Source organism: Streptomyces sp. BE303 (assembly GCF_036290945.1).
Lineage (GTDB): Bacteria > Actinomycetota > Actinomycetes > Streptomycetales > Streptomycetaceae > Kitasatospora.
The window spans coordinates 83,841-99,008 of the sequence record NZ_JAQYWZ010000961.1 but is presented as its reverse complement, the minus strand read 5'-3'; the positions used below and the strand labels follow the sequence as shown (position 1 = coordinate 99,008).

At 72.5% G+C, this 15,168-nt stretch carries 14 protein-coding genes; 5 read left to right on the top strand and 9 right to left on the bottom strand.

The features are described 5' to 3' along the window. Positions 1-117 precede the first annotated feature (117 nt). Positions 118-1,050, top strand: a complete 933-nt coding sequence (locus PUR56_RS42815; RefSeq protein ID WP_329883312.1) for an ABC transporter ATP-binding protein — start codon at positions 118-120, stop codon at positions 1,048-1,050. Then, positions 1,037-1,984, top strand: a complete 948-nt coding sequence (locus tag PUR56_RS42810) for an ABC transporter permease (RefSeq protein ID WP_443034639.1) — start codon at positions 1,037-1,039, stop codon at positions 1,982-1,984. The genes PUR56_RS42815 and PUR56_RS42810 overlap by 14 nt, the downstream gene beginning before the upstream one ends. 163 nt (positions 1,985-2,147) lie before the next feature. Here PUR56_RS42810 and rarD read toward each other — a convergent pair whose 3' ends face one another. Together rarD and PUR56_RS42800 are read right to left on the bottom strand one after the other, a co-directional pair. After that, on the bottom strand, positions 2,148-3,185 hold the full coding sequence (gene rarD, locus PUR56_RS42805; protein WP_329952978.1) for an EamA family transporter RarD: 1,038 nt from the start codon (positions 3,183-3,185) through the stop codon (positions 2,148-2,150). 197 nt (positions 3,186-3,382) lie between these two features. Further along, a complete protein-coding gene (locus PUR56_RS42800; protein WP_329883369.1) occupies positions 3,383-4,234 on the bottom strand; it encodes an SDR family oxidoreductase in 852 nt (283 codons plus the stop codon). A gap of 232 nt (positions 4,235-4,466) precedes the next feature. Between PUR56_RS42800 and PUR56_RS42795 the strand changes: the two genes are divergently transcribed. Further along, positions 4,467-4,802: a winged helix-turn-helix transcriptional regulator gene (locus tag PUR56_RS42795; RefSeq protein WP_329883368.1), complete on the top strand. Its 336-nt coding sequence runs from the start codon at positions 4,467-4,469 to the stop codon at positions 4,800-4,802. Between the two features lie 10 nt (positions 4,803-4,812). Here the strand turns inward: PUR56_RS42795 and PUR56_RS42790 are convergent, their stop codons facing one another. Continuing rightward, a complete protein-coding gene (locus PUR56_RS42790; protein ID WP_329952977.1) occupies positions 4,813-5,589 on the bottom strand; it encodes a TetR/AcrR family transcriptional regulator C-terminal domain-containing protein in 777 nt (258 codons plus the stop codon). Positions 5,590-5,641: 52 nt separating this feature from the next. Between PUR56_RS42790 and PUR56_RS42785 the strand changes: the two genes are divergently transcribed. After that, positions 5,642-5,863 (top strand): DUF6011 domain-containing protein, encoded by a 222-nt coding sequence (locus PUR56_RS42785; protein WP_329883308.1) that lies wholly within the window; start codon positions 5,642-5,644, stop codon positions 5,861-5,863. A 196-nt stretch (positions 5,864-6,059) separates the two neighbouring features. Beyond that, entirely contained in the window at positions 6,060-6,443 is a 384-nt protein-coding gene (locus tag PUR56_RS42780; protein WP_329883307.1) for a VOC family protein, read from the top strand. 82 nt (positions 6,444-6,525) lie between these two features. Here the strand turns inward: PUR56_RS42780 and PUR56_RS42775 are convergent, their stop codons facing one another. From PUR56_RS42775 to PUR56_RS42750, 6 genes are all read right to left on the bottom strand, one after another. Further along, a complete protein-coding gene (locus PUR56_RS42775; RefSeq protein ID WP_329883306.1) occupies positions 6,526-7,578 on the bottom strand; it encodes a thiamine pyrophosphate-dependent enzyme in 1,053 nt (350 codons plus the stop codon). Next, positions 7,575-9,554 (bottom strand): 2-oxoacid:acceptor oxidoreductase subunit alpha, encoded by a 1,980-nt coding sequence (locus PUR56_RS42770; protein ID WP_329883305.1) that lies wholly within the window; start codon positions 9,552-9,554, stop codon positions 7,575-7,577. The genes PUR56_RS42775 and PUR56_RS42770 overlap by 4 nt, the downstream gene beginning before the upstream one ends. Before the next feature lie 244 nt (positions 9,555-9,798). Next, positions 9,799-10,461 (bottom strand): response regulator transcription factor, encoded by a 663-nt coding sequence (locus PUR56_RS42765; protein WP_329952976.1) that lies wholly within the window; start codon positions 10,459-10,461, stop codon positions 9,799-9,801. 146 nt (positions 10,462-10,607) lie between these two features. Continuing rightward, positions 10,608-11,621 (bottom strand): polyprenyl synthetase family protein, encoded by a 1,014-nt coding sequence (locus PUR56_RS42760; protein WP_329883303.1) that lies wholly within the window; start codon positions 11,619-11,621, stop codon positions 10,608-10,610. A gap of 221 nt (positions 11,622-11,842) precedes the next feature. Beyond that, a complete protein-coding gene (gene nuoN, locus PUR56_RS42755; RefSeq protein ID WP_329952975.1) occupies positions 11,843-13,480 on the bottom strand; it encodes an NADH-quinone oxidoreductase subunit NuoN in 1,638 nt (545 codons plus the stop codon). Further along, a complete protein-coding gene (locus PUR56_RS42750; protein ID WP_329952974.1) occupies positions 13,477-15,153 on the bottom strand; it encodes an NADH-quinone oxidoreductase subunit M in 1,677 nt (558 codons plus the stop codon). Before PUR56_RS42750 ends, nuoN begins: the two co-directional genes overlap by 4 nt. Positions 15,154-15,168: the final 15 nt, after the last annotated feature.

Sequence of the window (15,168 nt, the reverse complement as noted above, 5' to 3'; positions counted from 1 at the left end):
CCGGCCGGGGGCCGGGGCGCGACGACGCGCCCGGCCCCCGTTGCCGCTTCGCCCTCCGCGACATCGACGACATCGACGCACTCCTCCTCTCCCGCGTCCTCCGCCTCCTCCGACGACGTGATCAGAGCCAGGGGGCTGACCAAGCGGTTCCGTGGCGGCCAGCTCGCCGTGGACGGGCTGGACCTGACCGTCCCCCGGGGGTCGGTCTTCGGCTTCCTCGGACCCAACGGCTCCGGCAAGACCACCACCATCCGGATGCTGATGGGCCTGATCTCCCCCAGCTCCGGCGTGGCGACCGTGCTCGGCGAGTCGATGCCGCAGTCGGTCTCCACCGTGCTCCCCCGGGTCGGCGCGCTGATCGAGGGACCGGCGCTCTACGGCTTCCTCTCCGGCCGGGACAACCTGGCCCGGTTCGACGCGGCCGATCCGACCGCCGACCCGCGGACCCGGGCGCAGCGGGTGACCGAGGCGCTGGACCGGGTCGGCCTGACCGCCGCCGCCGGCAAGAAGGCCCGGGCCTACTCCCTGGGCATGAAGCAGCGGCTCGGCCTGGCGGCCGCCCTGCTCCAGCCGCGCGAGCTGCTCGTCCTGGACGAACCGACCAACGGCCTGGACCCGCAGGGCATGCGGGAGATCCGCGCGCTGATCCGGGAGGTCGCGGCGGAGGGGACGACCGTCTTCCTCTCCTCCCACCTGCTGGACGAGATCGAGCAGGTCTGCACGCACGCGGCGGTGATGTCGCGCGGCCGGCTGGTGGTGCAGGGCACCGTCGCCGAACTCGCCGCCCGGGCCCGGGGCCGGCTGGTGGTCCGGACCCCGGACACCCACCGGGCGGCCGAGGTGCTGCTCGCGCACGAGGTCGCCGGCGTGCAGGTCGGCGAGGAACGGGTCGACGGCGAGCTGGGCACCCTGGCCGAGGACGCGCTGCCCGGTCTCTGCGCGGCGCTCGTCGCGGCCGAGGTGCGGGTGCACGGCTTCGGGGTGGAGCGGGGCACGTTGGAGGACGCCTTCGTGGCGCTGACCGGGGAGGGCTTCGATGTCGCGGGCTGAGGTGCCGGAGAAGGCAGCGGCTGTGCCGTCCGGGGCACCGGCTCCGGGGACTCCGGTGTCCGGTGTCGCGGCGGCTGCGGTGCGACCGGCGCCCGGGCGGCGGCCGCAGACGGCGGCCGGGTTCCTGGCGCTGTTCCGCAGCGAGCTGGTGCTGACCTTCCGCCGGGTGCGGACCATCGTGCTGCTGGGGATCCTGGCGGTGCTGCCGATCCTGATCGGCACGGTCGTCAGGATCGAGACGGACGGGCCGCGCGGCGGCGAGGGTCCGGCCTTCATCGCGCAGGTCACCCAGAACGGGCTGTTCCTGGTGTTCACGGCGCTCGCCGTGGCCCTGCCGGTCTTCCTGCCGATGACGGTCGGCGTGGTCGCCGGGGACTCGGTGGCCGGTGAGTCCGCCACCGGCACCCTGCGCTACCTGCTGGTCGCCCCGGCCGGGCGGACCCGGCTGCTGGCCGCCAAGTTCACCGCCGGACTGGTCTTCTGCCTGGCGGCCACCGTGACGGTGGCGCTCGCGGCCGTGGCCACCGGGGCGGCGCTGTTCCCGGTCGGCGACGTCACGCTGATCTCCGGGGAGACGATCGGCCTGGGCTCCGCACTGCTGCGGGCGGTCCTGGTGGCGGCCGTGGTGGCCGCCTCGCTGGCCGGGCTGGTCGCGATCGGGCTGTTCGTCTCGACGCTCACCGGCAGCGGCATCGCGGCGATGGCGGCGACCGTCGGACTGGTGATCACCGTGCAGATCCTGGACAGCTTCCCGCAGCTGCACGCGATCCAGCCGTTCCTCTTCACCCACCACTGGCTCACCTTCGGCGACCTGCTGCGGGAGCCGATGTACTGGGACGGCGTGCTGAAGAACCTCGGGCTGCAGGCCGGCTACGTGGCGGTGTTCGGTTCGGCCGCGTGGTCCCGGTTCACCGCGCGGGACATCACGGCCTGAAGGGGCCGGACCGGCGCCGGGACCGGTCCGCTCGGCGGACGGTGGCGGTGGCGGGCCCGGCGGCGGGGGTCGCGGGGCCCGGTCACGAGGGACCGGGCCGCTCGCGGGACGGCCTCGGGACGGGGCCGAGGGCGCGGCCGCCCCGTTCGGCGGGTGACCGGGCTCAGCCGGTGGTGGCCCGGGCGGGCCCGGTGGTCGGCGTCGTGCCGGAGGGCACCGCGTCGGCCGGGGCCACGGCTGCGGAGGCGGCCGCGGCGGCCGCCGTCCGGGCCTGGGCGGCGGCCCGGTCCGTCCGGTCCGCCCGGACGCGCCGCAGGGCGTCCCAGGTGAGCACCGCGAGCGCGGCCCACACCAGGGCGAACCCGGCCCAGCGGGCGGGCGGCATGGACTCGTGGAAGACCGTGACACCGATCAGGAACTGGAACATCGGCGCCAGGTACTGCAGCAGCCCGAGCACGGTCAGGGGCACCCGGACCGCTGCCGCACCGAAGCAGAGCAACGGGATCGCGGTGATCACCCCGCTGAGCACCAGCAGCCCCGAGTGACCCCAGCCGAACGAGCCGGCGACCGTGTGCCCGAAGGTGCCACGGCCACTGACCTGCAGGTACACCAGGTAGCCGAGCGCGAAGGGGAACATGAAGGCGCTCTCCGCCGCCAGGCTCTCCAAGCCGCTCAGCCCGACCGTCTTCTTCAGCAGGCCGTAGGTGGCGAAGGAGAGCGCCAGGGTCAGCGCGATCCACGGCAGGCGCCCGTACCCGACGGTCAGCACCGCCACCGCGAGCGCGCCGATGCCCACCGCGACCCACTGCGCCCTGCGCAGCCGCTCCTTGAGCACCAGCACGCCGAAGGCGATGGTGACCAGCGGGTTGATGAAGTAGCCGAGGCTGGTCTCCACCACGTGACCGGCGTTGACGGCCCAGATGTAGACGCCCCAGTTGACCGAGATCACCACGGCGGCCCCGCCCAGCATGGCGAGCCGGCGGGGCTGGCCCAGCAGCGGGCGTATCCAGCCCCAGTGGCGCTGGACCAGGAGCAGGAGCACCACCGCGACCAGTGACCAGACCATCCGGTTGGCGAGGATGTCGTCGGCGGCACCGGGCTCCAGCAGCGGCCAGAACAGCGGGAAGAGCCCCCAGATCCCGTACGCCGCGACGCCGAACCAGAGCCCTCGGCCGGCTTCCTGCTGGGTTGTCTCTGGCATGGACCGCCTGCTCTCCGCGCGCGCCTGTGTCGAGGCGACGGTAGCGGGCACGGGGGCAGGCTGTCATCTCCGTATTCGGATTTTGGTCATGACAGTCGTCGCGACGGGGGCACGGCGGCGCAGCATCGCAGCCGCCCGCTCACCTGGCCACCCGGTGCGACGGGCGGGCGCCCGGGGCGGGCGCCCGCGCGAAGGGCTCAGGCCCCGAGCGCCACCTTCACGCTCTCCGCCAGCGGGGCGGTCGGACGACCGATCAGCCGGGCCAGGTCGCCCGGGGTGCCGGCCAGCTCGCCACGCGCGATGCCGGCGTCCACGTCGACCAGGATCCCGGCGAAGCCCTCCGGCAGCCCGGCGCCGACCAGCACGGCGAGGTGCTCGGCGGGGGTCACGTCACGGTGCTCGACCGGCTTGCCCGAGACCTGCGCCAGCTCGGCCGCCAGCTCCGGGAGGCTCCACGCGACGTCGCCGCTGAGCTCGTACACCGCGTTCTCGTGGCCCTCGCCGGTGAGGACGGCCACCGCGGCGTCGGCGTAGTCCCGGCGCGGGGCGGAGGCGATCCGGCCCTCACCCGCGCTGCCGACCACCACGCCGCGCTCGGCCGTGCCGGCCGCGTCGCCCAGGTAGTTCTCGGTGTACCAGCCGTTGCGGAGGAGGGCGAACGGGAGTCCGGACTCGCGGATGACCGCCTCGGTGGCCTTGTGCTCGTCGGCCAGCTTGAAGGTGGCCACGCCCGGCGCGCTGGTGTAGGCGAACAGCGCGACACCGGCGGCGCGCGCCGCCTCGACGACGGCGGTGTGCTGCGGGATCCGGTGGCCGACCTCGCTGCCCGAGATCAGCAGCACCCGGTCGCCGGCCGCGAAGGCGCTCTCCAGGCTCTCCGGCCGGTTGTAGTCGACCACCCGGACGGCCACGCCGCGCTCCGCGAGGTCCGCGGCCTTCTCCGCGGAACGGACGGCCACCGCCACCTCGCTCGCGGGGACCTTGGCCAGCAGGCCCTCGACGACGAGGCGGCCGAGCTGTCCGGTGGCACCGGTGACGACGTACATGATGCTGCTCCCTGTGGTGGTTGCCCGTTGAACTTCTGCCTTCGACACTCACTCTAGGGGCGGCACTAACCTTTCGTAAGTACGCACTTCAAAGTAGGGTACTGACATGCAGGTAATGAACTCCACCGACGCCCGCACCGCGGCCGGACCTCCGGCCGAGCCCCTGGCCGAGCCCCTGGCCGGACCACTCGCCACGCCGCACCGCGCCCTGCCCCCGGCCGACGTCTTCGACCGCATGTGCCCGTCCCGGGGCGTGCTGGAGCACGTCACCAGCCGGTGGGGCGTGCTGGTCCTGGGTGCGCTCGACGAACGCGGCTACCGCTTCAGCGAACTGCGCCGCCGGATCTCCGGGGTGAGCGAGAAGATGCTCGCGCAGACCCTGCAGACCCTGGAGCGCGACGGCTTCGTCCTGCGCGAGGCGCACCCGGTCATCCCGCCCCGGGTCGACTACAGCCTGACCCCGCTCGGCCGGGAGGCCGCCCGACTGGTCGCCGGCCTGGCGCACTGGTCGGAGGCGCGGGTGGGCGCCGTCCTGGCCGCCCGCGACGAGTACGACGCACGCGGGCGCTGAGCCTGCGGGCTCAGCCCTCGCGACGCTCCTCGATCAGCGCCGCCAGCCCGTCCAGCACCCGGGCCAGCCCGAAGGCGTACGCGTGGTCCGGGTTGTACGCGCCGCCGTACGCCTCGCCGGCGGCGCTCCCCACCCGGGCCGCCACCGGATACCGCTCGGCGTCGAAGACCCGGGCCAGCAGCGCGGCGTTGGCGGTCCACCACTGGGCGTCGGACATCGCGCTCTCCTGCCGCGCGGCCCGCCCGTCGGCGGCCATCCGGGCGCAGGTCTCGACGAAGCCCAGCAGGTGCGTCAGCGCGGCGTCCAGCTCGACGTCCGGCAGCCCGGTTCCGGCCAGGGCCCCCAGCTCGTACTCGTACTTGGCCATCAGCCCCGGCCCGAGCGGCGGGCGGCTGGTGGCGACCGCCACCGTCCACGGGTGGGCCCGGTGCAGCGCGCGGTTGTCCTCGGCGACGGCGGTGACCCGCGACCGCCAGCCCGCGTCGGCGGGGACGCTCCGGGGCATGGCCGCGTAGACGGTGTCCAGCATCAGGTCGAGCAGCTCGGCCTTGCCCGGTACGTAGGTGTACAGCGCCATCGGCGAGACCCCGAGGTCCTGGGAGACCCGCCGCATCGTGACGGCGTCCACGCCCTCGGCGTCGGCGATCGCGATCGCCGCGGCCGCGATCTCCACCGGGGACTTCGCCTGACGCGGCCCGCGGCGGCCGGGCCGCTCCTCCGCCGTCACGCCCCAGAGCAGCGCGAGGGTCCGCGCCGGGTCACCTGCGCTGCTGCGGTCACTGGCCATGCGCCGATCCTTTCACGCCCGCCGCCCCGGCCGCCGGGCTACCGTCGCCCCCATGACCGACCGCGCCCCCGAACCCCTCCCGCTCACCGACACCCCCGGCCTCGTCCGCCCCCGGGTCACCTGCCGCCGCTGCCACCGCCCCCTGCACGACCCCGAGTCCCGCATCCTCCGCCTCGGCCCCGAATGCCGGGACCCGGCGGATCGCGTCGCCCGCCACGACGTCGACCAGGACCCGCTGCCGGGGCTCGACGGGGCCTCGGACCGCCGGCCGTAACCCGGCGGCCCGCCCCGACGGCCCGCCCCGGCCCCAGCCGGCCGACCCAGCCCGCCCCGGCCGACCCGGCCGGGCGCGCCCGCTCCGGGACCGGCCTCCCGATCGAGCCTGGGCGGCCCGGGGCGGCCCTTGCGCAATTCTCCGTACTATGTATAGTGTACTGCGTGCGGGATAATCGCCGACGAGAGGGACCAGCATGCAGATCACCTCCTCCGCCGTTTCGCTCACCGTCGAGGACGTGGACGCCTCGGCGTCGTTCCTCCGGAAGCACTTCGGGTTCACCGAGCAGATGGCGTCGGACGGGTTCGTCTCCCTCGGGCGGGAGGACGCCGGGCTGAACGTGGTCTTCCTGCGGCGCGGGATCGAGGTGCTGCCGGAGGGCTTCCGCGACCAGGTCGCCGCCGGACTGATCCTGGCCTTCGTGGTCACCGACGTGGCCGCCGAGGAGGCCCGGCTGCGGGCCGAGGGCGCGGAGATCACCATGGCCCTGCGCGAGGAGCCGTGGGGCGAGAAGCTGTTCCAGGTCACCGACCCGAACGGGGTGGTGATCCAGCTCGTGGAGTGGGCGGAACAGTCGTGACGGGCCGCCTTCCGGCCGCATGACGGAGCGACGCCCCCGGCCGGACGGCCGGGGGCGTCGCTCCGTCATGCGGGGCCCGCGCTCAGTCGACCGTCCAGGTGTCGTTGCCGGCGAGCAGTGCGGCGAGGTCGCCCGGGCCCTGCTGGGCGGCTGCGGCGACCAGCTGGCTGGTCATCAGTTCGTCGTACACGGGGCGGCGGACACTCCGCAGCACACCGATCGGGGTGTGGTGCAGGGTGTCCGCATCGGCGATCCGGGAGAGCGCGAACGCCGTGGCCGGACTGGCGGCGTGGGCGTCGTGGACCAGGACGGCGGACTCGTTGGAGGCGGTGACGGCGTCGACGAACAGCTCGCCGTCGGCACCGCGGAAGACGCCCTGGGCACGGTCGGTGCCGAAGCGGATCGGCTGTCCGTCCTCCAGGCGGATCAGCGCCTCGTCACGGGTGCCGGCCTCCTTCAGCACCTCGAAGGCGCCGTCGTTGAAGATGTTGCAGTTCTGGTAGATCTCGACCAGAGCCGTGCCCTCGTGCTCGGCCGCCGCCCGCAGCACCGACTGGAGGTGCTGGCGGTCGGAGTCGATGGTGCGGGCGACGAAGCTCGCCTCCGCACCGATCGCCAGGGAGAGCGGGTTGAACGGGGCGTCCAGCGAACCCATCGGCGTGGATTTGGTGATCTTGCCGAGCTCGCTGGTGGGCGAGTACTGCCCCTTGGTCAGTCCGTAGATGCGGTTGTTGAACAGCAGGATCTTCAGATTCACGTTCCGGCGCAGCGCGTGGATCAGATGGTTGCCGCCGATCGAGAGCGCGTCACCGTCGCCGGTCACCACCCAGACGCTGAGGTCGCGCCGGGAGGAGGCCAGCCCGGTGGCGATCGCCGGCGCGCGGCCGTGGATCGAGTGCACCCCGTAGGTGTTCATGTAGTACGGGAAGCGGGACGAGCAGCCGATACCGGAGACGAAGACGGTGTTCTCCCGTCTGATCCCCAGCTCCGGCATGAACGCCTGTACCGCGGCCAGGATCGCGTAGTCACCGCACCCGGGGCACCAGCGCACCTCCTGGTCGGTCTTGAACTCCTTGGCGGTCTGCGGCGCGTCGGCCTTCGGCACCAACTTCAACGAGGGGAACTGCCTGGTCATCGGTTGTCCTCCTCGTCCAGGTTGCCGATAGCCGCCCACAGCACGTCCGCCAACTGGGCCGCCTTGAACGGAAGTCCACGCACCTGGTTGTAGGACTGGGCGTCCACCAGGTACTTGGCGCGCAGCAGCAGCGCCAGCTGGCCGAGGTTCATCTCCGGAACGATGATCTTGTCGTAACTCCGCAGCACCGTGCCGAGGTTGGCGGGGAAGGGGTTGAGGTTGCGCAGGTGCGTCTGGGCGATCTCGCCGCCGTCCGCCCGGACCCGGCGGACCGCCGCCGTGATCGGGCCGTAGGTCGAACCCCAGCCGATGACCAGCACCCGGGCCTCGCCGGACGGGTCGTCGACCTCGGCCTCGGGGACGGTGATGCCGTCCACCTTGGCCTGGCGGGTGCGGACCATGAAGTCGTGGTTGGCCGGGTCGTAGGAGATGTTGCCGGTGCCGTCCTGCTTCTCGATGCCACCGATCCGGTGCTCCAGACCGGGCGTTCCGGGGACCGCCCACGGCCGGGCCAGCGTCTGCGGATCGCGCAGGTACGGCCAGAAGGTGCCGTCCTCGCGATTCGGGCCGGTGGCGAAGTCCGGTGCGATCTCGGGAAGTTCGTCGACCTCCGGGATCCGCCAGGGCTCGGATCCGTTGGCCAGGTAGCCGTCCGACAGGAGGAAGACGGGGGTGCGGTAGGTGACCGCGATCCGGGCCGCCTCCAGCGCCGCGTCGAAGCACTCGGCCGGGGTGGCCGGGGCCACGATCGGCACCGGGGCCTCGCCGTTGCGGCCGAACATCGCCTGCAGCAGGTCGGCCTGCTCGGTCTTGGTCGGCAGGCCGGTGGACGGCCCGCCACGCTGGATGTCGACCACCAGCAGGGGCAGTTCGAGCGAGACGGCCAGGCCGATGGTCTCGCTCTTCAGCGCCACACCCGGGCCGGACGTGGTGGTCACGCCGAGCGCACCGCCGAAGGCCGCACCGAGCGCCGCACCGATGCCGGCGATCTCGTCCTCGGCCTGGAAGGTGCGCACGTCGTAGTTCTTGTGCCTGCTGAGCTCGTGCAGGATGTCCGAGGCCGGGGTGATCGGGTACGAGCCCAGGTAGAGCGGCAGCCCGGAGCGCCGGGCGGCGGCGATCAGTCCGTAGGACAGGGCCAGGTTCCCGGAGATGTTGCGGTAGCGGCCGGGCGGCAGCTTGGCCGGCGACACCTCGTAGGAGACCGCGAACGACTCGGTCGTCTCGCCGAAGTTCCACCCGGCCCGGAAGGCGACGATGTTGGCCTCGGCGATCAGGGGCTTCTTGGCGAACTTGCTGCGGAGGAAGGTCTCGGTGTTGTGCGTCGGCCGGTGGTACATCCAGGAGAGCAGGCCGAGCGCGAACATGTTCTTCGCCCGTTCGGCGTCCTTGCGGGCCAGTCCGCTGTCCTTGAGCGCCTCCAGGGTGAGCGTGGTGAGCGGCACCTTGTGCAGGTGGTAGGCCTCCAGCGAGCCGTCGTCCAGCGGGTCCGCCCCGTAACCGACCTTGGCCAGCGCGCGCTTGGTGAACTCGTCGGTGTTGACGATGATCTCCGCGCCGCGCGGGAGGTCCGCCAGGTTGGCCTTGAGCGCGGCCGGGTTCATCGCCACCAGGACGTTGGGCGCGTCCCCGGGGGTCAGGATGTCGTGGTCGGCGAAGTGGAGCTGGAAGGACGAGACGCCCGGCAGGGTTCCGGCGGGTGCGCGGATCTCGGCCGGGAAGTTGGGCAGGGTGGAGAGGTCGTTGCCGAAGGACGCCGTCTCGGAGGTGAAACGGTCGCCGGTGAGCTGCATTCCGTCGCCGGAGTCTCCGGCGAATCTGATGATCACCCGGTCCAACTTGCGGATCGGCTTGGCGCGCCCGGGCTGTGGACCGACCGGCACGGCACCGCCGGAGCGGCCACCGCCGGGCCCGGACCGGCCCTCGTCGCCGTCCGAGCCGTCCACTGCTTCTGACTGATCGACCTGACTGGTCACTGCCGCGGACCTCCTCGTGGGCACCAGCCGCGGGCGTGAGCCGTGTGCCCCGTCCGCCTGGTGCACCTCTCGCATCCTATGCGGGTAAGGATTGCCTGGGACGGAACTACCCGATGCGGCGGAAAATCACCGCCGCATACCGGTACAACACAGGGGGCGGCCCGGCCCGTGCCCGGACGGAGAAGGTCGGTTCGAATGCCAACAAAATGTTCGAGAATGCACACCCGGCCGGGGGGCGGCCCATTCAGGAATTCAGATAAGTGAGCACCGCCAGCACGCGGCGGTGATCGCCGGGGCTCTGCGCGAGGCCGAGCTTGAGGAAGATGTTGCTGACGTGCTTCTCCACCGCCCCCTCCGACACGACCAGCTGCTTCGCCACTGCGGTGTTGGTCCGCCCCTCGGCCATCAGCCCCAACACCTCGCGCTCGCGGGGCGTCAGCCCGGCCAGCACGTCGCCCTTGCGGCTGCGGCTGAGCAGCTGCTGCACGACCTCGGGGTCCAGGGCGGTTCCGCCCTCGGCCACCCGGACCACCGCGTCGACGAACTCGCGGACCTCGGCGACCCGGTCCTTCAGCAGGTAGCCGACGCCCCGGGTGGATCCGGCCAGCAGTTCGGAGGCGTAGCGCTCCTCGACGAACTGCGACAGCACCAGCACGCCCAGGGCCGGGTAGAGACCACGGAGCGTGACACAGGCGCGCAGGCCCTCGTCGGTGTGGTCGGGCGGCATCCGGACGTCGGAGACCACCACGTCCGGCAGCGCGTCGGCGGCGGCGAGGTCGTGGACGGTCTTGATCAGGGCGTCGCCGTCCCCGACGCCCGCCACGACCTCCAGGCCGCGGTCGGTGAGCAGCCGGGTCAGGCCCTCCCGCAGAAGTACGGAGTCCTCGGCGATGACGACGCGAAGCATGGCGGCCTTCCGGATGGGCGAAGTGCGGGCGGAGCTGACGAAGGTCAGTCTCCCCCATCCGCGCGCGCCCCGGGGCGGCCGGTCGGGAATTCGCGCCGACCGCGGGGGCAACGGACGCCGGCCGTACGGGCAAGCCCGCACCGGCCTCACATGGTGCGGATGGCCACCGAGTCGCAGAGCGCCTGGAGCGCTTCCTTGGCCGGGCCGTCCGGCAGCGGGTCGAGCAGCGCGCGGGCCTCCTCGGCGTGCCGCAGCGTCTCCCGGCGCGCGCGCTCCAGCGCCGGGTGGCGGCGCAGCAGCCGCAGCGCCTCGGCGTGCAGCTCGTCGTCACCGCTGAGGTCGCGGTTGAGCAGCTCGCGCAGTCGTGCGTCGGACGGGTCGGCGCCGTCGGCCGGCATCTGGCGCAGCAGCAGGGTCGGCAGGGTCGGCACGCCCTCGCGCAGGTCGGTGCCGGGGGTCTTGCCGGACTCGTGGCCGTCGCTGGCGATGTCCAGGACGTCGTCGGCCAGCTGGAAGGCGATGCCGATGCGCTCGCCGTAGGCGCTGAGGGTGTCGATCACCCAGGGTTCGGCACCGGCCAGCAATGCTCCTATCCGGCAGGCGACGGCGATCAGCGAACCGGTCTTGCCGGCCAGTACGTCGAGGTAGTGGCGGAGCGGGTCGGCGTCCGCGGCCGGGCCGACCGTCTCCAGGATCTGACCGGTGACCAGCCGCTCGAAGGCGTCGGCCTGGACGCGGACCGCCTCGGGGCCGAGGTCCGCGAGCACCTGCGAGGCGCGGGAGAAGAGGAAGTCGCCGGTGAGGATGGCGACCGAGTTGTCCCAGCGCGAGTTGGCGCTGGCGGCGCCGCGGCGCACCGGGGCCTCGTCCATGACGTCGTCGTGGTAGAGCGTGGCGAGGTGGGTGAGCTCGACGACGACGGCGGCCGGGACGACACCGGGGGCGTTGGCGTCGCCGAACTGGGCGGCGAGCAGCACCAGCAGCGGGCGGAACCGCTTGCCGCCGGCGGCCATGAGGTGGCTGGCGGTGACCGTGATGAACGGGACGTCGCTCTTCACTGCCTCGGCGAGCGCGACCTCCACCGCGTCCATCCCGGCCTGGACGTCGCGGGTCAGATCGCGGTCCTGCACGCTGAGCCCAAAGGGTCCCACGACGGTCACGAAGACCACTCCTCTGTCCCTGGTCGATCTAGCGGCCTGGTCCCTGAGTGCCGCCGCTGGCCATACAGGCAGGGTATCCGGTCGCGAGTGGATCACTGCACGGGCGTGCGGGTCTGTCATGGTCGGGGCGTCCGCGCTGGCCAGCGGGGATGCCGGGACGACGCGTCCGGGCCGCGCGCAAGGGGCGCGGCCCGGACGGCCGGTGAGCGCTCGGCGCGCGCTCAGCCGACGAAGATCGAGGCCTTCGACGCCAGGTCCAGGAAGTACTGCGGGAGCAGTCCGAGGCCGAGCGTGGCGAGGACCCCGATGGCGATCGCGGTCGCCGTGAAGGCGCTCGGGATGGCGACGGTCGGACCGCCCGGCTGCGGGTCCGAGAAGAACATCAGCACGATGACCCTGATGTAGAAGAACGCCGCCACCGCGGAGCTGAGCACACCGACGATCACCAGCGGGGTGGCCCCGCCGGCCGCGGCGGCCTGGAAGACCGCGAACTTGCCGGTGAAGCCGGAGGTGAGCGGGATCCCCGCGAAGGCCAGTAGGAAGAGCGCGAAGACCGCCGCGACCAGCGGCGAACGCCGGCCCAGGCCGGCCCAGCTCGACAGGTGGGTCGCCTCGCCCTTGGAGTCGCGCACCAGGGTGACCACGGCGAAGGCACCGAGCGTCACGAAGGAGTACGCCAGCAGGTAGAAGAGCACCGAGCTCAGGCCCTGCTTGTTGGTGGCGATCACGCCGGTGAGGATGAACCCGGCGTGCGCGATCGAGGAGTAGGCGAGCAGCCGCTTGACGTCCTGCTGGGTGACGGCCAGGACCGCGCCGACCACCATGGTGAGGATCGCCACCCCCCACATCACCGGCCGCCAGTCCAGCCGCAGGGCGGGGAAGGCCACGTAGAACAGCCGCAGCACCGCACCGAACGCGGCCACCTTGGTCGCGGCGGCCATGAAGCCGGTGACCGGGGTCGGCGCGCCCTGGTAGACGTCCGGGGTCCAGGAGTGGAACGGCACCGCGCCGACCTTGAAGAGCAGGCCGACCGCCAGCAGCGCCAGGCCGACCAGCAGCAGCGCGTCGTTCTGGGTGGTGGAGAGCAGCGCCGGGGTGGCCAGTGCCTTGCCGGAGATGACGTCCGAGATCTCGCCGAGCCGCACGGTGCCCGCGAACCCGTACAGCAGGGCGGTGCCGAACAGGAAGAACGCCGAGGCGAAGGCGCCGAGCAGGAAGTACTTGACCGCCGCCTCCTGGGAGAGCAGCCGGCGGCGCCGGGCCAGCGCGCAGAGCAGGTAGAGCGGGAGGGAGAAGACCTCCAGCGCGACGAACATGGTCAGCAGGTCGTTGGCGGCGGGGAAGAGCAGCATGCCGCCGACCGCGAACATGGTGAGCGGGAAGACCTCGCTGGTGGCGAAGCCGGCCCGGATCGCGGCGCGCTCCTGCTCACCGCCGGGGGTGGCGGAGGCCTGGGACGCGAACGCGTCGGCCGGTTCGCCCCCGGCCTTCGGCTCCAGGCCGCGCTCGGCGTAGGTCAGCACCGCGACCACCGCGACGAGCAGGATCACGCCCTGGAGGAAGAGCGCCGGGCCGTCCAGGGCCACCGCGCCCATCGCGAGCAGGTCGAACTTGGTGGAGCCGTAGCCCTGCGAGGCGAGCACCACCACGGCGGTGAACGCGCCGACCAGACCGACCAGGGCGAGGACAACCTGGGCCCGGTGCCGGTACCGGCGGGGCAGGAAGGCCTCCAGCAGGATGCCGGCCACGGCGGTGCCGAACACCACCAGCATCGGCGAGAGCTGGCCGTACTCGACATGCGGCGCGGGGATGCTCTGGGTGTTGCCGCCGGCGGCGGCGAGCCATCCGGTGGTGCTCACTTGTGCTCACCTCCTGGGGTGGCGGACCCGCTCCCGGGTGCCCCGTTGCCGGAGGTCCCGTGGCCGGTGGCGTTGTCGGCGGCGACCGGGTGGACCGGCGCCGGGTCGGTCTGGTGGACCTGCGAGAGGGTCGCGTCGACCGCCGGGTTGACGATGTCGGTGAGCGGCTTCGGGTAGACGCCGAGCAGGACGGTCAGTGCCAGCAGCGGCGTGACGACGACGAGCTCGCGCACCTTGAGGTCCGGCATGCCGCCCACCCCGGCCTTGACCGGGCCGGTCATGGTGCGCTGGTACAGCAGCAGCGCGTACAGCGCGGCGAGCACGATGCCGAAGGTGGCGACGATGCCGACCGCGGGGTACCGGGTGAAGGTGCCCACCAGGACGAGGAACTCGCTGACGAAGGGGGCGAGTCCGGGCAGCGAGAGGGTGGCCAGGCCACCGATCAGGAACGTCCCGGCGAGCACCGGGGCGACCTTCTGGACGCCGCCGTAGTCGGCGATCAGCCGCGAGCCGCGACGGGAGATCAGGAAGCCGGCCACCAGCATCCACGCGGCGGTGGAGATGCCGTGGTTGACCATGTAGAGGGTGGCGCCGCTCTGGCCCTGGCTGGTCATCGCGAAGATGCCCATGATGATGAAGCCGAAGTGCGAGATCGAGGCGTAGGCGACCAGCCGCTTGATGTCCTTCTGGCCGATCGCCAGCAGCGCGCCGTAGATGATCCCGATCACCGAGAGGACGAGGATCGCCGGGGCGAAGGTCTTCGAGGCGTCCGGGAAGAGTCCGAGGCAGAAGCGGAGCATCGCGAAGGTGCCGACCTTGTCCACCACGGCGGTGATCAGGACGGCCGTCCCGGCGGTGGACTCGCCCATCGCGTTCGGCAGCCAGGTGTGCAGCGGCCAGAGCGGGGCCTTCACGGCGAAGGCGAAGAAGAAGCCCAGGAAGAGCGCCTTCTCTGCGGTGCCGCTGAGCTGGAGCCGGCCCTCGGCGATCGCGCCGGTCAGCGTCTGCAGGTCGAAGGTGCCGAAGCCCTGCTCCTGTGCGATCACGTACAGGCCGATCACCGCGGCCAGCATGACCAGGCCGCCGAGCAGGTTGTACAGCAGGAACTTGACGGCCGCGTAGGACCGCTGACGGGCGGACTCCGGTCCGCCCGCCCGGTCGCCGAAGCCGCCGATCAGGAAGTACATCGGGATCAGCATGGCTTCGAAGAAGACGTAGAACAGGAAGACGTCGGTGGCGTAGAAGGAGACGATGACCATCGCCTCCACCGCCAGGATCAGGGCGAAGAAGCCCTGGGTGCGCCGCCTGTTCTCGAAGGTGCCGTCCGGGCCGGCGGGCGCCGGGTCGGCGTCGTGCCAGGAGGCGAGCATCACGATCGGCACCAGGACGGCGGTGAGCAGGGCCAGGACCGCGCCGATGCCGTCCACGCCGAGCGAGAAGGTGATGCCGAAGGAGCGGATCCAGCTGTACGACTCGGTCAGCTGGTAGCGCGCGCCGTCCGGGTCGAACTGCGCGGTCACCGCGACGGCCAGCGCCAGGGTGACGGCGGAGACGACCAGCGCGACGGTCTTGGTGGTGCGCCGCCTGGCGTCGGTGGACCCGGCGGGCAGGGCGGCGGTGAGCACCGCGCCGGCCGCCGGGACGGCACACGTGGCGGTGAGCAGGGCGCTCATGTCCGGACCTCCCGA